12 protein-coding genes are annotated in these 20,425 nt (G+C 43.7%); 4 read left to right on the forward strand and 8 right to left on the reverse strand.

Translation table 11 applies throughout. The features are described from left to right. The 8 genes from DBR43_RS06955 to DBR43_RS06990 all read right to left on the reverse strand — a co-directional run bounded on the left by DBR43_RS06955 (nt 1) and on the right by DBR43_RS06990 (nt 16,832). Nucleotides 1-7,014 carry a type I polyketide synthase gene (locus DBR43_RS06955; protein WP_124579174.1) on the reverse strand — a complete coding sequence of 2,338 codons (7,014 nt, stop codon included), beginning with the start codon at nt 7,012-7,014 and terminating at the stop codon, nt 1-3. Nucleotides 7,015-8,025: 1,011 nt separating this feature from the next. After that, complete coding sequence (locus tag DBR43_RS06960) at nt 8,026-8,928, reverse strand: polysaccharide lyase (RefSeq protein ID WP_124579176.1); 903 nt, start codon at nt 8,926-8,928, stop codon at nt 8,026-8,028. Nucleotides 8,929-9,173: 245 nt separating this feature from the next. Further along, nucleotides 9,174-10,160 (reverse strand): glycoside hydrolase family 43 protein, encoded by a 987-nt coding sequence (locus DBR43_RS06965; protein ID WP_124579179.1) that lies wholly within the window; start codon nt 10,158-10,160, stop codon nt 9,174-9,176. A 96-nt stretch (nt 10,161-10,256) separates the two neighbouring features. Continuing rightward, nucleotides 10,257-12,719, reverse strand: a complete 2,463-nt coding sequence (locus DBR43_RS06970; protein WP_158622453.1) for an outer membrane beta-barrel protein — start codon at nt 12,717-12,719, stop codon at nt 10,257-10,259. Between the two features lie 161 nt (nt 12,720-12,880). After that, on the reverse strand, nt 12,881-13,753 hold the full coding sequence (locus tag DBR43_RS06975; protein ID WP_199756969.1) for a formylglycine-generating enzyme family protein: 873 nt from the start codon (nt 13,751-13,753) through the stop codon (nt 12,881-12,883). Continuing rightward, a complete protein-coding gene (locus DBR43_RS06980; protein ID WP_124579183.1) occupies nt 13,740-14,471 on the reverse strand; it encodes a hypothetical protein in 732 nt (243 codons plus the stop codon). Before DBR43_RS06980 ends, DBR43_RS06975 begins: the two co-directional genes overlap by 14 nt. Nucleotides 14,472-14,543: 72 nt before the next feature. Next, nucleotides 14,544-15,080 carry a class I SAM-dependent methyltransferase gene (locus DBR43_RS06985; protein WP_124579184.1) on the reverse strand — a complete coding sequence of 179 codons (537 nt, stop codon included), beginning with the start codon at nt 15,078-15,080 and terminating at the stop codon, nt 14,544-14,546. A gap of 99 nt (nt 15,081-15,179) precedes the next feature. Then, a complete protein-coding gene (locus DBR43_RS06990) occupies nt 15,180-16,832 on the reverse strand; it encodes an alkaline phosphatase family protein (protein ID WP_124579186.1) in 1,653 nt (550 codons plus the stop codon). Nucleotides 16,833-17,146: 314 nt separating this feature from the next. Here DBR43_RS06990 and DBR43_RS06995 point away from each other — a divergent pair, with 314 nt between their 5' ends. The 4 genes from DBR43_RS06995 to DBR43_RS07010 all read left to right on the forward strand — a co-directional run bounded on the left by DBR43_RS06995 (nt 17,147) and on the right by DBR43_RS07010 (nt 20,392). Continuing rightward, nucleotides 17,147-17,635 carry a DUF6985 domain-containing protein gene (locus DBR43_RS06995; RefSeq protein ID WP_124579188.1) on the forward strand — a complete coding sequence of 163 codons (489 nt, stop codon included), beginning with the start codon at nt 17,147-17,149 and terminating at the stop codon, nt 17,633-17,635. Between the two features lie 48 nt (nt 17,636-17,683). Then, nucleotides 17,684-18,496: a 4-hydroxy-tetrahydrodipicolinate reductase gene (dapB, locus tag DBR43_RS07000; RefSeq protein WP_124579190.1), complete on the forward strand. Its 813-nt coding sequence runs from the start codon at nt 17,684-17,686 to the stop codon at nt 18,494-18,496. Between the two features lie 113 nt (nt 18,497-18,609). Continuing rightward, on the forward strand, nt 18,610-19,497 hold the full coding sequence (locus DBR43_RS07005) for an oxidoreductase (protein ID WP_124579191.1): 888 nt from the start codon (nt 18,610-18,612) through the stop codon (nt 19,495-19,497). A 76-nt stretch (nt 19,498-19,573) separates the two neighbouring features. Beyond that, nucleotides 19,574-20,392: a helix-turn-helix domain-containing protein gene (locus DBR43_RS07010; protein ID WP_124579193.1), complete on the forward strand. Its 819-nt coding sequence runs from the start codon at nt 19,574-19,576 to the stop codon at nt 20,390-20,392. Nucleotides 20,393-20,425 lie beyond the last annotated feature (33 nt).

Raw genomic sequence — 20,425 nt, forward strand, 5'->3', positions numbered from 1 at the left:
CTACCAGTTGTTTCCGGCCATGATCAGCACCTGACTTTCATTTCCATATTTCATCTCGTTGAGGAAGGTTTCCATGCCTTCATCCAGAGGGATCATGGAAATTCCTCTTCGTTCATATTCTTTCTCTAAAGAAGGCGATACCATTCCGGCACCTTTCCAGGGGCCCCAGTTGATGGACACCACTTTTCCTTTGATCTTTTCTTTTAACGCCCAGGCATACCTGTCCATCACACTGTTCGCGGCAGCATAATCCGTTTGTCCGCGGTTCCCGTAAACAGAAGCGATGCTGGAAAACAGGATGACAAATTGTGTATCGGCCCTAAGCTGTTCTGCAAGCACCCGTAATGGGGTTACTTTGGTTTCAAAAACCCGTTTAAATGAGTCCAGGCTTTTCGCATGAAAGAGCTTATCTTCCAGCAAACCTGCACCATGCACCACTCCGTCAATCCTTCCATGCGCTTCATAAACGCTACCGATCAATGCACTTAAACCTTGTTCGTCACGAAGGTCCAGTGCTTCATAAGATACGGTAGAGCCTGTGATTTCCATGGAACTGATCGTTTGAAGGATTTGGTTGTTCTTATAGATTCTCGAAGTCTCCAGTTCAATTTCAGCCGTTTTTTTGAGGTTCCCAAGTAGAATCAGGTGCGCGCGGATCTCTTCTTTAGTTTTCAGGAAGGAGAATTGCTCCAATCCGTTTGTTCTGGGATCAGAGGAGCGGCCAACCAGGATATAGCGGCAAGGGTAATCCTTGGCAAAGCGCATCATCAGTTCCGAGGTAATCCCCTGAGCACCTCCCAGAACCAGAACCACAGCATCCCGGTCCAACTGGATATGAGAGTCCCCGGGCCCGGTGATCAATTCTGAAGGAATCAGCTCCAGCGTTTGCCGGCCTTCCCGGTTGTAAATCACTTCCGAAGGCTCATCAGGATTTAAGACCTCATTCAGCACGATGTCGGCAACATTCCTGGCCGTTTGTTTTGTGGCCAGACTGATTACCCTGAATTTAGTGTTTTCATATTCCTTATCCAGACTTTTAAATAATCCGGAATAACCTTGAAAACGTCTTAAAAGTGTGGCATCGGCCTTTTCCGACATGTGGCCTTTGGTATCAGAAATGACGTATACCCATTTGATCTCTTCCAGGTTCAGCTGTTTGATCAGGGCGATGTTATCGATAATTTCCGTTTGGTTCGGAGAGGCGAACATATTGAGGATCACCAAACCCTGGTATCCTTTAAGGTCGTCATTTACAGATACAATATCCACCAGGGCGCCTTGTTTTTCAAAAACACGTTTGATGGCTACAGACTGAGGCCCCTCATCGTCCGTTACCGCAAAACGCTGTCCTTTAAGGCCAATAAATTCCGTGTTCAGCAGTTCAGATGGGGTCAGTTCAAAACGAAGCCGTGACAAGCTCTCCCCCGAGTTTTCTGCACTCTCTTCAATGATCTTCTGCGCGGCAGTTACCGTTTCCAGTCCTTCTGTTTCAATTTCGGAAATCCAGTTGACGAGGCCATTTAGTGTTTTGATCGCGGCAAGTTTCTCCATCAGGTCATCTCCGGTATCTTCGCCTTTGCTGAATCCGATTTTAACTTTCAGCTCCCCGATGATCTCCATTCGTTTAATAGAATCGATGCTTAGATCTGCTTCCAGATCCAGGTCCATCCCGAGCATGTCCTGAGGATAGCCTGTTTTTTCACTCACCACCGAAAGGATGGCCGATTTGATGTCTGCTGCAGTAAATTTAACCGAGGTTACTGTTATCGGACTGATGACGGTATGCTCCGGCTCAGCAGTATTTTCTGTTACCGGACTGTTTTCTTTAATCCAGTTGACCAGGCCGTTTAAGGTCTTGATGGCTGCCAGCTGCTCCATAAAGGTATCTTCATTTTTATCTGCCTGACTGAACCCGCCAAGTTCTGTACGTAAGGCACCGATAATTTCCATGCGCTTAATCGAGTCAATGCTCAGATCTGCTTCGAGGTCCATTTCCATCCCCAGCATTTCCTGCGGATATCCGGTCTTATCGCTCACAATCTGCATCAATACCATTTTAACATCGATCTGTATTTTTGCAGGCTTTGCAGCAACTGGCTGAGCTGCTGCCGTTACCACCGCAGGAACCACATGCTGAGCAATCGCTTCTGCACTGTACAAGGGTTCGAACCCCTGCGGCCGCATTTGTGGACTGGCTTGTCCAAGGAAAGTCAACATCACATCACGTTGTGCCTGAATCATCATTTTCATGCTGTTCAGGTATTCCTGCATCATCAGTTCAGCACCATTGGAAGGGCTGCTGATGATTTCCGTTCTTCCTTCTATATTTTTCATTCTAAGCGGTTCTATGATTGGTAATGCACCATAAGCGGGAAGCTTACCTACAGCAGGGACCGCATGTTGTCCGTTAACAGACCATACGGTTGGGCTTTTTTTATACTGTCCGGGTTCATCCAGGTTGAGCAGTTTTCCTTCACGTCCATCAAAAAGTTTTTCCACTTTCAGTGCCCTTCCGGTAGCCATATAGCTGGCAAGGGTACAAAGCAAATGGGTAATTTTATTGTGTCCGTTATCCTCCGCATACAGGAGGAGCTCATCCTTGGCAAGACAGGCTTTTACCAATGAGGTTAATACTTTTCCGGGTCCTACTTCAATAAAGATCCGGGCACCGTCAGCATACATTTGCTGCACTTGTTCCACAAACTGAACCGGTTGTACGAGGTGGTCAGTAAGCCTTTCTTTTACGGCTTCCGCACCTGCAGGATAGGCTTCAGCGGTGGTATTTGACCAGACAGGTAAGCTCAGGTCATTAAAATTCACCTGGCTCAGGACCCTCTGATAATTCTCTTTTGATTTGGCAACGATCGGGCTATGGAAAGCACAGGCCACTTCCAGCGGTCTGAAGGAAACCTTTGCAGCTTTCAATATCTCTGATAGTTTTTTTATCGCAGGAGTTGTTCCGGCAAGGACCTGCTGCGTTGGAGAATTGAAGTTAACGACATAAACGTCGGCAACACCGGTAATCCATTTGGACAAGTCTTCCTGGCGGCCGTTTACGGCGATCATCGCCCCGGTATCTTCTCCCACCACCGCATCCAGAATCGATTGGGCACGTTGTTCACTCAGGAATACGAGCTGATCTTCTTCAAAGGCACCTGCAAAACACAAAGCCGGCAGCTCTCCGTAACTATGTCCGGCAACCATATCCGGTACCATTCCAAGTTCTTTCAGGAAATTCGCCAGGGCAAGGTCAACAATGCCCAGCAGCGGTTGTGCCATACGGGTATCCTTGATCCTGTCTTTCTGGGCCTTTAGCGCAGCCTCCTCAAAAACAGCATTCGGGAAGAGCACTTTTTCGTATTCCGGTTTCCCTTTCAGCAGTTTACGCATGACCGGAAAGATGACAAAAAGGTCTCTTGCCATATTGATCCGCTGACTGCCCTGTCCGGGGAACATGAAAGCGACTTTCCCTTCTTTTTTTCTGGTGATATAGGTGTCTTTACTTTCAATTCCCGATAAGGCGAGGTCAATTTTCATGAGCAGGTCTTCAGGTCTGTCGGCCACAATGCTAAGCTGTACCGGCTGATCATTTTCTACAGCCAGACTATAAGCAATATCTTTAAGGTCGATATTATCGTTGTCGTCCAGCAGATTTTTCACCGTAGCTAACCTCGCTTTTGCCGCTTCATAGGTATTCCCTCTGAAGACAAATAACTCAGATGGCCAGGATTTCATGGCAGGAGCAAGATCAGAAACCTGATGGTCGCTTTCTATCACTGCGTGAAAATTCGTTCCACCAAAACCAAAGGCACTTACCCCTGCATACCTTTTCTCTTCCAGCCATAATGCAGCTTCGGTATGGAAAGCAAAGGGACTTGTGCTTCCGTTGTAATAGCTGTTCGGGGTTTTAAGGTGGATGGTAGGCGGTTTTATTCCGTAATAAGCAGATAGCGTCGCTTTAATCAAACCAGCCAGTCCGGCGGCACATTTGGTATGTCCGATCTGTGTTTTCACAGAACCCAGGTGGGTCTGATTGGCGATGGCTCCCGATTGGTTTAACATATCGGTAAGGGCAGTCAGCTCGGTACGGTCGCCAACAACTGTTCCTGTGCCATGCGCCTCTACCAGTCCCAACAGAGCGGGAGAGATTCCTGCCTGTTCGTAAGCACGTTCCAGTGCTTTTACCTGGCCGGATTTCCTCGGTGCAGTTAAGCCAAGGCTCTTGCCATCGCTTGAACCGCCAATTCCCTGAATCACCGCGTAGACGGTATCACCATCTCTCAATGCGTCCTCATGTCTTTTTAAGACGAGCATTGCCACCCCCTCACCAAGGGCAATGCCATCGGCTTCCGCATCAAAAGTGGCACACCGTCCTTTGCGGGATAAAGCATGTGTACTGGAGAACATTAAATAATCATTTATTCCATTGTGCAGGTCTGCCCCGCCAGCCAGTACCATATCTGATTTCTCCAGAAATAATTCCTGACAAGCCAGGTCGATCGCCGCAAGGGAAGAAGCACAGGCAGCGTCTACGGTAAAGTTACGCCCGCCAAGGTCCAGTCTGTTGGTGATTCGTCCGGAGATCACATTGGCCAGTATTCCGGGAAAAGAATCCTCCGTCATCTTTGGCAATGCAGCATCCAGCTCCTCCGGCATCTCGCCGAAAACCTGTTTAAAGAAGCCCCTGAAGCTATAACTGTTGGCGAGGTCATTTCCACCTTCGGCACCAATGATCACGGATACATTCTCAGCATTGAAACCGCCATTTTTATATCCGGCATGTTCCATCGCCTGTTTGGCGACCATAAGGCTCAGCAGCTGGGTGGGCTCAATTGCGGCGAGCGACTGTGGAGGGATTCCGTATTCCAGAGGATCGAAATCAATTTTTGGAATAAAGCCGCCCCATTTAGAATGGGACATGTCTGCGGCGGTAGATGCAGGGTCATAATACAATGATTTATTCCAGCGTTCATCGGGAACTTCGGTCACCGCATCCGTTCCAAGAATGATGTTCCGCCAATATTCTTCTATATTTTTTGCTCCGGGGAAGATACAAGCCATCCCGACAATAGCCACATTTAATGATTTTTCTTTTGCTTCCGGAGGGCCTGATAAAACAGCTTGCTGAATGTGTTGGAAATTACCATCAGCAACTTCCTTATGGAGGTCAAGAACGGAAACAATCTCATTACACATCGATGCAATTTGCCCGATCATATACATGCCCAGATTCAACTGCTCCTGCTCATTGACCGTTACCAGCTGATCTCCTCTGCGTTCAATGCCCTTCGCTGCAATGCGCAGGCGGCCAATATTGAGTGTTTCCAGCTTTGCCCAGATCTCTTTTTTGTCCATCCCCTCTTTTTGAAGCTTTTCCTTTTCCTGATTAAAGAAGGTGGCAAAGGGCGAGTTCAGACACCTGGTTTCATGTCCCGGAGCTGTTTCCAGTAAGATGGTATCATTCGATAACCTTGCCTGCTCCTGAAACTGATCCTGAATGGCACCAGTACTTACAGCTTCTTTGGTATAGAGGTAAGAGGTTCCCATCAGCACCCCTACTTTTACGCCTTTTGCGGCCAAGGGGGCAGCCATTACCGCGATAAATGCAGCAGATAAGCTGTCATGGATCCCACCGGCAAAAAACACGCTGATCTGCTCGGGATGATCTTCTTTTAACAGGCGTTCGATTTGTTTTTCCCAAAGGACCATGCTCGATAAAGGGCCAACATGCCCCCCACATTCCCTTCCTTCAAACACAAATCTTTTGGCACCTTCCTTCAGGAACATATCTAACAAGGATACCGAAGGAACATGTAAAAAGGTTTTTATGCCTAATTTCTCCAAAGGCCTGGCCTGTGAAGGTCTGCCACCAGCGATAAGTACTACAGGTGGCATTTGTTCTTTAATATATTCGATCTGTTCGTCCCGCAGCTCCTGGGGGGCAAAACCAAGGATTCCAACACCCCAGGTCTTATTTCCTGCCAGTCTTTTCGTTTCAATAATCAGTTTTTTTGCAGTTTCTCCCTTTAACAGCGAAAGGGCGATAAAAGGAAGTCCCCCTGCTTCGGCAACGGCATTGGCAAAAGGGGCTACATCGCTCACCCTGGTCATGGGGCCCTGAGCAATGGGATAGGTAATGTTGAGTTCCTTCGAAAGGGCATTACCTGCACTGATCACATTTAATGATTTGGCCTGATTCAAATGGCCATAAACTGCCTCTTCGATGCCAAAGACCAGTTTAGCCAATTTTCTATAGCGTGCTTCGAGGTCTATAGCCAGGGCAATATCCTGACCCATAGGGAGGAAACTCTTTTCAAGATCAAAATCTCCGAAATATTTTTCCAGGTCTTTGACCCTGGCTTCATCGTCCAATACAGGAGAATTAGGCCTGATCAGCACACGAAAATCACCAACGAGACGGGTTTCATTTCCACTGAGTTTTTCGCAAACCTGCTTAATGGCCTTTGGAACTGTACTTTCGGGAAACAATGCCAGCTGACTGTCGAGCACCACTCCTTTTGCACCAGAGGCGATTAAAGCAGCAGCGGTATGTATGCCTACACCTCCCTGAACATAGAGGTCTGTATCTTTTATTTCTTTAACAATGCGCTGAAAGAGTACATACGAAGACTCGTAGCCTACTTTTCCGGCACCTTCGTTGCCTTTTATGATAATGCCATCGGCACCTTCGGCCTGCGCTTTCCGTGCTTCATGGACATCATGAACCTGGTAAAACAGCTTTACCTGCTTCGACCTTGTCCTTTTCATGCCATAGGGCAAAATCACCATTGTTACCTGATCAGGCAAAATGATGTTGTTCAGCTCTTCCGAAACAAGGCAAACGCCAAATTCCATAGAGGATTGTTTTGTTAACTGTTCAAGTGCTTCGCCAGCCCTGTCCTTATCTCTTCCGAGATGGAGTACAGGAAAAGCTTTCGCATTTGATAAAGAGAGTGCCAGATATACATCGGGCCTTTCAAATGGAGTTATTCCAATAATTAAGGGAGTTTTCATATAGGTTGAGGGGATGATTAGGGATTCAACTTTCGAGCTATTCCATAGGTATTGAAAACAACAGCCTATAGAAACAGGATTTTTAATGAGAAAACACCTTGATTTTTATTCAAAGTAGCTCTATATCAAGAAAATCATTTGTTTTTGGGTATTTTTTCAATAGGGATTCCAAAAACACAATGAAAAGCAATAATCCTACGCTTTTATAGGAACAAAATTACTACTATAATAACGGAGGACGATAAATCTGTCGAAAATGAACAAAAAGAACAAGCTAAAAAAGATAAGGAACAGGGAAAATCGGCAATAATTTAATAAGTAATTAACGTAAAGCTTAAATAGGAGACGAGATTCATTCAAAATGACCAAAAAAATATTCCTATTTGCTCTAAAAAAGTAAAAATCCTGCTGAAAAAAGAAGCATTACCACTCAAAGGCTGAAATCTTTCGGGCTGAAGGAGCCCGAAATTTTCTAGGCCTTTTCCTGGAACGCATCTTTTTTTGAATAAAAACTACCAGAATAAAGTACCAGAGCAGGGATTTTTAGGAAAAATTAGCAGAATTTATACTACTTCCGAAATACATAGTGGTTTTCTGAACAGAATTTAGTGCAAAATTCTTTTTCCTTTTTCCGGCATGATTCCATATGATGATTGTATATAGGATTTTATATCAGATTGTAGGTAGAATTTCATGTGATCATCGCATGCAGGATTTCATATCAGGTTGTAGATAGAATTTCACGTGATCATCGCATGCAGGATTTCATATCAGATTGTAGATAAGAATTTCACGTGATAATTACATGCAGGATTTCAAATGATGATTGCATACAAGATTCCACGCGATAATTACGTGCAGAATTTCAAGTGATGATTGCATGCAGGATTTCAAAAAAACCGTTGTTACTTTGAAGACATTCGAATATTTGCCCTTCAGCAAAGATTCGGGGATGAAAAGAACAACGGTTTTTTAAAATTTCTTCACAGAGAAGAACGTTATTATTGAGTATTAATTGATCTTATTCACGGATAAATTATCATAATAGATATAATCCGTCGTGCTCGTTTTCCAGTAGTCCTGGCTTCCCCCCCTGAAAGTATGAAAGGTAAGGTTATTGATCAGCCTTTTGCTGTCGTTGGTAGTCCAGCGGATATCCGTGTCAAGAATTGTCGTTCCGTTAATGATGATCTGCGCGCGACCGTTTGTGCTGGAACCGGTATTGCTCTTGATGTACATGTGAACATGATACCAGACTCCTTTCTGAAGTGCTCCAGAAGCCGGAAAACGCTGGGTATAGGTATCGCCATATTCTGTGGGCTGATCTTTATGGTACACATAGGGCTGAAAAAACACCCGGTTTGGGTTGCTATCCGGAGAATACCACATTAGCCTTAAACTACCACCATTACCATCCCAGCCAGGGTCTCCTCCTGTATTGCCTTCACCAACGGAAAATCCGAATCCAATTTTCCCTCCTCTGCTAAAGTTAAACTGACTATGAAATTTCACATCGAAATCCAGTTCATAAGCGCTGCCATCAGTGATGTCTACATTGGTAACCATACCACCGGCACCAGAAAGCTGATTAGGGAGCAAGGTAACCCTCAGTCCATTGGTTCCATCTTTGCCATTGGTGATAAAGGCACGGGATTCCTGCCAGCCGGAAACATTCCCAAAGTCGGAAGAGGCTTGTGAAGAAGTATAGGTAGATCCATTGGTCCTGTTTTCCCAGTTCAGGTTAAGAGAAGGCGAAACTGCAGCAGCACTGATTGCTGAACTTTTCTGATTTACACTGACCTGTTCCTGATCTTCTGCTACCGCTTTAGTGTCCTTCTTACAGGAGGCAACAGCCAATACCGCCAGCAGTAAAATACCTGCAGTAAATTGTCTTTGTTTGGTTTGATTTTTCATTGCTTCGTTTTTAGGGTTTATGATTTGGGTGATGAATAAAAACATCTGGTTGAGTAAATTTAACATAGTTTTACGCTAAAAAACAAACACAAACAATTGAAAAACAATAAGTTACAAAACATACGATACGCTTTAACCACGGGACCGTTTTTGTAAAAAACACCCTAAAGCAGTCACCTGGAAAGGGACAGTCCTGATTTAAAAATCAGGGCAATACGGTTACAGGACAAGAAATATTTTTTAATTTATTTTATGGGGTTGGCTTTTACACCTTCAAAGGTGATTTTGACGGGCTTAATGTATCCATTGGCATCAAATTCCATCCGGTCAATACAAGTGACGCGATGATTTCCATCTGTTTCCCCGAGCGGTCTTCTATGGTAAACCATATAATAATCATTTTTCTTAGGGTGTTTGATCACAGAATGATGTCCTGCACCAGTAGCGATTTTAGCATCTTGCTGCAGTACTTTACCGATTCTTTTAAATGGCCCTAATGGGGAATCAGAAATGGCATAGGCAACAGAATAATCTGGCCCCGTCCAGCCTCCTTCAGACCACATAAAATAGTATTTGCCATTTCTCATAAACATGTAAGGACCCTCTACATAATTGTCCGGAGTAATTTCTTTAAAAACCGTTCCATCAGGGAAGGGAATAAATCCGGAGAAATCCGGGTTAAGTTTCGCGATGTTGCAATGCTTCCAGCCCCCGTAAATCAGGTAATGCTGTCCATCTTTATCCTTAAAAACAAACTGGTCAATAGGTTGGGCACCATTATAAAATTTATCAACCAATGGTTTACCCAGGTGATCTTTGAAAGGTCCTTCCGGCCGATCGGCAACGCCTACGCCAATTCCTCCAATTTCCTGATCGCTTTGAATGTCATTTGCCCCAAACAACAGGTAATACTTCTTGTCTTTTTTAATGATCGAAGGTGCCCAAACGGCTTTCTTTGCCCATTTAAACCCGGCAGTATCCAATATTCCAGGATGTTTCTTCCAGCTCAGCAAATCTTTCGAGGAAAAAGCATCCAGAAACACCTGATTTTCATACCGGTCAGAGAAGGTTGGATAAATCCAGTAGGTCCGGTCAAATACCGCGCCCTCAGGATCAGCGTACCAACCTGGAAAAAGCGGATTTCCGGAACTTACTGCCGGTTTTCCGGACTGCTGACTGTAAGCGGAAAAGGTCAAAAAAGACAGAATTGCAAGGATTAAAATTGAACGCATTGGAATGATATTTTGATATCCTAAAATAGCAATTCTTTCTCGAAAACCATTGTGCTAAACCGTTTTTTATCAAAAGAATTCTTTTGATAACCTCATTTACCTTCCGGACTTCACACGTCTTCCTTCTGCTTCAGAACTACTGGAGCGCTGACGGGCAGCTTTAATATCTTTACTTCCAAAACGATAAGTACAGGTTAAGCGGAACACCTGGCTCTCCCACCTTTCGTTAACGACATAGTTTTGTGAAGGGATGGCACTGGTAATCTGGCTTTTCTGTAATTTAAAGATGTCATTAGCGGCAAACTTTATATTCAATTTACTGTCCATAAATGACTTACTTGCACCAAGATCTATCCCATACTGAGGCGCGATCAATAAAGTTCCATAAACCTGTTTCGATTGATAATAACCCGACCATTCAAATTTGGTGGAAGAATTCAAAGTAATCGTCTGACTGGTATTCAGGTTAAATGAAGTTCTTCCGCTTTTATAAGGAAGCCCCAGCAAATTAGGGGTCTGGAATTTATTATAATATACAGTCAGGTTATTATTGCTGCTCCACCATTTGGTAATCTGTACAGGATAACTCATGTTCATGTTATACGAGTCTTGTTTGGCCAGGTTCTGAACAGAAATAAAAATGGTTTTTTTAGCGGTATCTGTTAGCAAGACCTCCGTCATCACATCATTGGTATGGCTATACCCGAAAGTTACATTTAAGCTCTTTTTGAAGGAGTAAGAAAGCTCAAAGGAATTGGTATACTGAGGTTTCAGAAAAGGATTCCCCTGTCTGAAAGAGTACAAATCCACATAGTAGATAAAGGGATTTAAGGACCCGTAATCAGGGCGGTCAATCCTGCGACTGTAAGACAAGCCAACCTCATGATCTTTAGACAACTCCTGGTTGACAAAAATGCTGGGAAACAGGTTAAGGTAATCTCTTTTTACCACTTTCTGATCCGTTACGGAATTGCCCCTGGAATTGGTCTGTTCCAATCTCAGCCCTAATTGCACAGTCGTACTTTTAAACTTTTTATTCAGATTGGCATAGGCGGCATTGATGTTTTCATCGTACAGGAACTGGTTACTTTTGCCGGGATCACTGGCCCACTGGTTGTTGTTAAAGTTCTCAAACAGGAAATTATTGTCTGTACGCACAAAGCTTGTTTTCAGGCCCAGGTCCAATTTCATCTCTTTATTAACCGGTAAAGTATAGTCCACCTTTCCACCCCATATTTTTACGATGGAAGGGGAAGCATTCCTGAAAATATAGTCAGGCTTTAAAGGCTGACCTGAAGCATCTTTATACATGTTATTAAAAACGGTGTTCTGCTTTCCATAATAGCGGGAGTAATCAACATCTGCACTGATTTCCTGACCGAGGGTATCTAATGTTCCCTTGTAATTGAAGTTATAGGTAATCCCGGTATATTTCCGGGTATTGGTATTTGGTGCGATTACAGACGAATCCGTCTTTCCCGGCCGGTCTCCAATCAGGGTCAGAACATCGGCAGCATCGTTCCCATTGGTATAATAGCCATTCAGAAAAAAGCCAAGCGTATGCTTATCATTAATAAAATAATCTATTCCCGCTTTATAATTCCGGTTGGTTCTTTTGCTTTCAGTATGGCTGGTTTGATCAAAATACGTCGGCTTTTTCGTCGTACCATTCACCCTGACAATATCTGTTTCATTAAAACGTCTGTGTAAGCCATAATCTACGTTCCCAAAAACATTGAACTTTTTCTCTCTGTGGTTCATGTTCAAACCACCATTTACTTTATAGTTGGAACCATAACCTGCTCCGGCAGAAGCAGTACCATTTGTTCCATAATTTCTGTTTTTCTTTAGTTTGATATTGATGATTCCGGAATTCCCTGCTGCATCATATTTAGCCGAAGGGTTGGTGATCAACTCGATAGACTGGATCGCATTTCCTTCTGTAGAACGGAGTAAATTGGCCAGCTGGTCTGCTGATAAATAGGTTGGTTTCCCATCCAGCATTACATTTACCCCTTGTTTTCCCCTCAGACTGATTTTGCCATCTTTATCGACTGTTACTCCCGGTGCTTTTTGCAAAATCTCCAGTGCCGAATTTCCGGCAGCCAGGACGCTGTTTTCAATATTCAACACCGTCTTATCAATCTGCCGGTCTATGAGTGGTTTCTGTTTTACGATCTCTACTCCCTTCAACAACTTTGCATCCGTTGCCAGTTGTACCTGGCCAACTTCATATAACCTGCGCTCGGCACCAATGGCATAAGGCCCTTTGAAGGTCTTTTTATAACCTACCACATAAATGGCAACCAAATACTTACCCGCATTCAGGCCTTTAAATTCATAGGCTCCGTTATCTCCTGTAAGCGTACCTTTAACTGCGGTAGAATCCTTTGCATTTAGCAGGCTGATGGTCGCGTAAGGAAAGGCTTTCTGATCTTCATCCAATACTTTACCGGATATTTCTCCTCTGATCTCTGCTGTCTGCGCATTTACCGATGTAAAAAACAGGAAAGCAAAACCTAGAGTGAGGAAGAAAGAAGTGTATATTTTCGTTTTCATATGGACATAATTTTTCCACATACGCTTTTAAGCATATCCTGAGCATATGTGAATGGTTGTTGCTGATTAGGGGTTATCTATACATAAGACAGGCTCCTAAAGCAAAACGTTACACAAAAACTGAAAATATTTTGATTATTTTGTAAAAAAGCTGACAAAAGCTAGTTCAATGTTGTTTTCGCGATCCGGAATCCCTGGTTGCTAAACGATGAATGAGGATTCACCCTTCCAATGTCTACAGAGTTAAAAAATCCGCATGAATTCCTGCTGCACCACCAGGATCCTCCACGGGCATGGACTACTTTCCGCTTTTTCGGATCGCTCTTTAAACTGCCTTCACAGAACTCAAACACATTCCCATACATATCATATAAGCCAAAAGCATTGGCTTTAAAACTGGCCACCGGCGAAGTATACATATATCCATCCGAAACATCTGCGCTCAGGTGATCCCGGGCATTCCAGATATTGGCATACGTTCCGATTTGCTCATGACCTTCTCCCCAGAAATAGGTGCTTTTAGCACCTGCACGGGAAGCAACTTCCCATTCATCCAAACCAGGTAACCTTACTTTTGCCCATTTACAATATGCTTCGGCATCCGCATAGCTGATGCTGGTTACCGGATGATTCATTTTATGCTCAATTCCTCCTCTTCCTGTTCCATTGGGAAAACGCCAAAAAGCAGTGCTGTCCCTAAGCCATTTGAATTCAGCCAGTCCCGGTTCAAAAACCATCGCATTTCCCAATCGCTCTGCATCGGTCCTGTAGGCCGTAGCCCTGACAAATTCCTCAAACTGAAGGTTGGTAACTTCCGTCTTCGCAATGTAGAAAGTAGCGAGGCTGATCTTTCTCAAAGGGTTAAGCTGATGGGTTTGTCCGCCGATAGAATAGGTTCCGGCAGGAATTTTCACTAAAGCACTATCCGGTTGCGCTTTCAGCTTAGAAAATGAAAGCATCACCAGCATACCACTTGCAAACAGAGATAAAAAGGCTCGTGACCGCAGCAGAACAATTGCTTTATTTGAGCCCATTATAAAATGCAGTTGCCCGGTTGATGATCAGCTCTTCATTGGCTTTGTTATAGTCGATAAAGCTAAGGTAAGTGCTTTTTGAACCATATAATTTGACAAATGAAGCGGAGGTCATGAAGGGTTTATATTCTCCCTTTTTCATCAGTAACATCAATACGGTTAAAATATCATAGTCTTTCTGGTCACGCTTATAGGTTTCGATTAAGAAAGGAATGAGTGCTCTTCCATTTACCTGGACGATTGCGGCCTTATAGTTTAAACCAACCCGATTTGTCCGGCTTACAGATGCTTTGATCAATGCGAGGACAGAATCTCTGTTGCTCTGCAGGAAATTCTCCTGTCTTTCGCTCCAGGCAGCTTCATCAAAGGCATCGGGAAGATTTCCGAATATTTTCTTATCCTCTTCGAGAATGGGTGGGCTCACATCACAATTCTGACTGGAAATTTCTGCATGAATCATGTGATAAGTAAACTTCTCCCTAAGCGAAAGTGCCATATAGGCCTTATTGCTCAAGCCAGAGATGCCATTGCTCCCATCATTTTCCAGGTATACGATTCCGTCAATCAGCTTTTTTATTTTCGCCAATCCATAAGGTGGAATTGTGCTTTTTTGCCGGTATTTATGGTAAGCCTGACTGCTTGCACTGGCTTCTTTCCAGGGAAGTTCCTCCTGCGAAAAAGCAAGAGCAGGAATCATTAAGACCGCAACAACGGCCATTAGAGAGATATTTATTATTTTATTAAAGTACAAGCTTGTCATATTGCGTTAAATAGAAGCCTAAAGATATCCTTATTTTTCGGCATAATAAATAAACGCAGGCGGAAGATTTAACAGGGTGAATTCGCAATGCACATGTTCAAACTTCCTTTTGATCAATGCCAGATCTGTTTTACAGTATTGAAACTGGATATAACAACCTCCGGATTTTAACAATTGATAGCAGTCGTTCAGCAACCTGGCTTTTTTGAGCCCTCCCATATTGGCCAGTGGGAGGCCTGAAATGATATAGTCTACGCTTCCTGCTTTAAAATACTGCGTGATGTTCATTACATCATCATGAATGGGAACAAAACGATAGTCCTCTTCTTTTTTCAATTCCTCAAAAAGTACTGCATTCATTTCAAACCCCGACAATTTCGATTGGGGACTCATCCTGTCCAGCAAGTGTCCGGTGATGCTGCCCTTCCCTGCTCCCAGTTCTACCAGCTGAAGTGATTTTTCAAAATCAATAAACTGCATCATTTTCCGCGCAAGATAAGGGGAACTCTCAATGATAGAACCAGTTTGCAGGATATTCCGATACGCTTCTTTTACAAATACAAACATGAATCACAGGTAAAGGTACGGCACCGGCGCAAGTACCATATTTTCAAAAAGCCGGATGATTTCAATTTACAAAATTATCCGGCTTTTTTGAAGTGTTCCTTAGAAGTTAATCAACGATTGTCCATCGTAGTTGGCAGGGATAACAACTCCTAAGAATTTAAGAATCGTTGCCGCAACGGAATATAAATGCGGGGCACCTTTAAGATCTGTCGTTTTTTTAACAAAGACAGGCGCAGCAATATTCCCCCAGGTTGCTGTAAGGCCGTTATTTGTTTTGATCGTCAGCGCAGGGAGGCCAAGGCTTCCTACATAAACAGCCCCTGTACCATCATTCCCTTTCGCATAGATCAGCAAATCATTTTTGTTCGGATGATTTTCATTCAGGTCTGTAAAAGCATAGTTGCTGATGGCTGTTGCCCCAACCGCCGTTTTAAAAACACGGATTCCGGCGATGTTACCTGTAAAATTCGGATTATAAAGTCCTGTTCCATCCTGCCCAATCTTAAAAGCAGTACCACTTTGCAGGTCTCCAACCATGGAGATGTCCCCCTGAGCAACAGCCAATCCACCATCATACATCGTTACTTTTTGTAAAGTCCGGTTGACAACAATAGTTACATGATGCCAGTTCTGATCCCTAAGGTCAACACCGTCCACATCAAGCCTGTTCGTAGTCCCGTCTCCAAAGTTGGCCCTGATGGTTCCTCCATTATTTGAAATGATGATGCCTTTATTTCTTCCACTGGCCCAGTTTTTATTTCCGATGATGACAGGGTCACTGCTTACCGCCGTTGCCCGAACCCTGAATTCCAGGGTAAAGCTCCCGCCTGCACTGAGGTCAAGCCCGGATAATGCAGGCATTTCGGCATAAACATCCTTTTGGAAATTCAGCGTATTTATGGTGTTGGGTTTGGTTTCGATGGTTATTTCTGGTTCTCCGGCAACCAGCTTTGGCGCAATCGCCTTATTGTTCAGGATAATAAAAGCATTTTGCTCCTTATAGCTGCTTCCTCCATGGGAATTATCGCCTCCATGATCTGTGGCAACAACAATCAGCCAATCTTCATTTTTATAGTTAGCCCTTGCTTTAAGTGCTTTGATGATCCTTTCCACACGTTTATCTATCAAGGTAACTGCAGCAACATACTGCGGGGTTTCCGGTTTAAAGTTATAGGCATGACCGGCATGGTCCACATCATCAAAATGGCTGAACAACACATCGGGATTATTCGTACCCAATTCATTGATGAGGCTTGCTTCGGTCTGGTTGTCGTCGGCTCCTTTTATTTTGAAACTGACATCAGCAGTTGCAATAATTTTGTCGTTGATAGGTCCCCATGTAACAATTGATCCTGTTCTAGCTGTTGGAAGCGCCGTTTTTAAGGCATGGAAAAATGAAGGATAGGTTCCAAAATCAGCATTTGCAAAAGAATTTTCATTTGCCTTGTGTTTGGCCACACCTGTTCCGGTTAATAAAGCAGCCCATCCGTTGGCACTCCAGGTTGGGATTTCTGCCAATGCGTTTGTACTCGTCCAGGAGCTATCCATTAAGGCTTTTAAAGTGGGTGCATTTGCTGCAGTAAGTGTTTTCCAGACCAGTCCGTCGATCCCGATGAACAATACTTTCCTTGGTTTAGGACTAACATCCATTCCCGGACTTTCGGTGGTGGTGTCCCGTTTACAACTGGAAATGGCTCCTGAAAAACAAAGGATGAGCAATAGAATAGTTTGAATTTGGTTTACCTTTCTCATAATTTTTTTGTGTTTATTTTGATTAAACAGCTCGTCTTTAATGGGATGATTAAAGAGATCAGTAGGTTAAAGATAAACATTTGTTTAGCAAAACTATACACATGTTTACAAACATTAACCGATTGATGATATTGGCTTCCCGTACTTAATATCCTGTTAACAATGGTAGTCCGGATCTTCTGAAAAAGGGTTTAAATCACGACCATCCTTTGTTAACCACAGCGAAATGTCATATCTCATCCTTTCTTCCAAACCCTTATTTTCTCTTCGGTCGAAATGTTATCTTGTACTTAATATGAAAAACAAGATAACACATGGAAAAACATAAATTTTGGGGAGAAGTAGCGGAAGACTGGGCCGGTTTCTCTGCGGAAGAGACCTTCAGCATTCCACATTTCGAGCAGACAGTAACTGTATTTTTAGGAGAAGAGTTTGATGAGGACGGAGAAGAGATCGATACGCCTCCGACCGCAGAAGAACTGAATGCTTATGAGCTAACCTTTTCCAGCTTTCTGGAACACCTGGATTCCATCATCACTGAGGTCAAAGAACAAGCGTTCAACAGGTACCAGAAACTCTATGCGCATTACTTTGAGGATGAAGCAAAATCCGGAGAACCACCTTTAAACTTAAATACCCCGGGCAAACATTTTCAACATTTAAAAGAGATCAACTATATCCGGGTTCTCGGTGATCATACCCTGCAAATCGCAATCAGGTATGGCGTAGACACAGAACATGGATTGGAAATCAGGTTAGAAAACAACAAAATCGTTGCCATGGCAGGCATCGCTGAAACCTAAGTATCGACCGTTATCAGCAACGAAAAATCAAAATTTAATTTAGAACAGATGGCAAATCAACCAAAGATAAAAGTATGTGTAGCCGGAGCAACCGGATGGGCAGGCTCAGAACTCGCCAAAGCAATTGCAGTTTCGGAAGAACTGGAGCTGGTGGCAGCAATTTCCCGCCAGCATGCCGGAAAAAGTTTAAATGAGGTATTGGATCTCTCAGGTAACAAAATCCCTGTTTTCGCGACGATAGAAGAGGCTTTAACCGTTCCCTGTGATGTTTTGGTGGAATACACCAAAGCCGGCATTGCAAAACATCATATCCTGACGGCCATTGCCAAAGGTGTAAATGTAGTAGTGGGAACCTCCGGCCTGACTGATGAAGATTATGAAGAAATAGGAATCAAAGCTGCAGCGCATCAGCAATCCGTACTTGCAGTCGGCAATTTTGCAATCAGTGTGGTACTGTTAAATAAGTTTGCAGAAATGGCAGCACGATACATGTCGAACTGGGAAATCATCGATTATGCCAGTGCCGGAAAAATTGATGCTCCAAGTGGAAGTGCCAGAGAATTGGCGTACCGCTTATCGCAGGTTAAAAAACAGGAATTACAAGTTCCCGTTGAGCACACACAAGGTGTAAAAGAAACCAGGGGAGCAGACTTAAACGGCACCCGGGTTCATTCCCTGAGGCTTCCCGGATTTGTAATTTCGCTGGAGACCATATTTGGCATGCCTGATGAAAAACTGACTTTGAAACATGAGGCAGGCAACAGCGCTAAACCTTATGTAACAGGTGCTTTTCTGGCCATCAAAAAGGTCAGCTCCTTTACAGGACTGAAAAGAGGCCTGGATAGCGTAATGGATTTATAACAAGAGCTGAGCTTTTCAACAAAATAGATTGAGCTTTTTAACAAAGCGCCGCCCTCCCATCCTGTATACCTTTGCTTTAACAAATTCAGAACCATTAAACAACAATATAACTGATGAAAAAAGTTTGGTTTATTACAGGCAGTTCCAGGGGACTGGGACGGAGCCTTACAGCGGCGGTACTGGCAAATGGCGATTATGTTGCCGCAACAGCCAGGAAACCGGAACAATTAAATGAACTGGTTGAAAAATATCCGGATCAGATTTACCCTATACAGCTTGATGTTACAGAATACGATGAGGTCTATCAATCTGTAGTTGCTGCTGTGGCCCATTTCGGAAGAATTGATGTCCTGGTAAACAATGCCGGATTCGGTATTACCGGGGCCGCAGAAGCCTTTACCGATCAGCAAGTCCGCAGTCAGCTGGAAACCAATTTATATGCGCCTATAGAAATCACCCGTGCAGTATTGCCATACATGCGTCAACAAGGCTCCGGAAGAATCCTTCAAATCAGCTCTGTCGGCGGACGGGTTGGCGGACCAGGCCTGACTATATACCAGGCTGCAAAATTTGGATTGGGAGGTTTTTCAGAAGCATTGGCAAAAGAAGTTTCTCCTCTTGGCATTCATGTTACCTGTATAGAACCTGGCGGATTCCGCACAGACTGGGGAACTGAATCGATGAGCTTTGCCCGCGAAATAGCAGGATATGAACCTACAGTTGGCCGCATGTCGGAATTTCTGAGCAGTGGCAATTATGTTCCAATGGGAGATCCTGATAAAGCAGCAAAAGTGATGATCGACCTTGTGGATCACCCAAAACCACCCATACACCTGATTCTTGGCAGCGAGGCCATCTCTATTGTAAAAGGTGCTGAGGCAGCAAAAAAAGCAGAACTTGAACAATGGGAAAGCATCAGCATTTCTACCGATCACCAGCAAGCCGTAAATTTCCTGGAAAGCCCGGAGGGAAAATTAATATCCGAGCTAAAGAATTACTAAAAGCAAAACCGGGCTATCTGAACTGACATTTTCAGGATAGCCCGATTCTGTTTACTTTTATATAGGATTAATTCAGATGCCCCAGCAAGAAGAAAAAAAGAAATATCCGGATATTATGGTTTCCTGCTATATGCAGAAAAGCAGGTCAGGAGAACAGTTCGTTGCCGAGCATAGCCTTGGCTATAATATCTCCGGAACAATGGAGGTCTTTATCGATGGAAAGACACAAATCTTTAAAGAAGGCGAACTCCGGTTTTTCAGAAGAAACCGTCTGGCCAGATTTTCAAAACAACCTCCTCCGGGAGGTATATTTCAATCGGTTACCATCTTTCTAGACCAGCAAATGTTACGTGGAATCAGTGCAGAGCATCAACTCCAGGCCAAAGGACTGTATTGCGGAGACAATGCATTGCTCTTAAAACCAAATCCTTTGTTCAGGAATTATATGGATTCCCTGACCCCCTACCTGGATGAAGCCAGGCCACTCAATAAAGCTTTGACAAGTTTGAAGGTAAAGGAAGCAGTCATGATTTTACTCGAAACCAATCCGGCACTGCAAGACGTTTTATTTGATTTCAATGAACCTGGAAAAATTGACCTGGAGGCTTATATGACTGAACATTACAAATTTAATGTCGACCTGAACCGCTATGCTTACCTCACAGGAAGAAGCCTCGCTACCTTTAAAAGAGATTTCGAAAAGATCTTTAATACCTCGCCCAACAAATGGCTTCAACAGCAACGTTTACAGGATGCCTACTTTTTAATCAAAGAAAAAGGTGTAAAGGTCTCCGACGTTTACCTGGATGTCGGTTTTAAAGACCTCTCTCATTTTTCCTTTGCTTTTAAGAAAACCTATGGCATTACCCCCTCTAAACTGAGTTTACAGGTTTGATGCCCTGGCCTCCTTAAAACAATAAGCGAAATT

This window comes from Pedobacter sp. KBW06, assembly GCF_003852525.1.
Classification (GTDB): domain Bacteria; phylum Bacteroidota; class Bacteroidia; order Sphingobacteriales; family Sphingobacteriaceae; genus Pedobacter.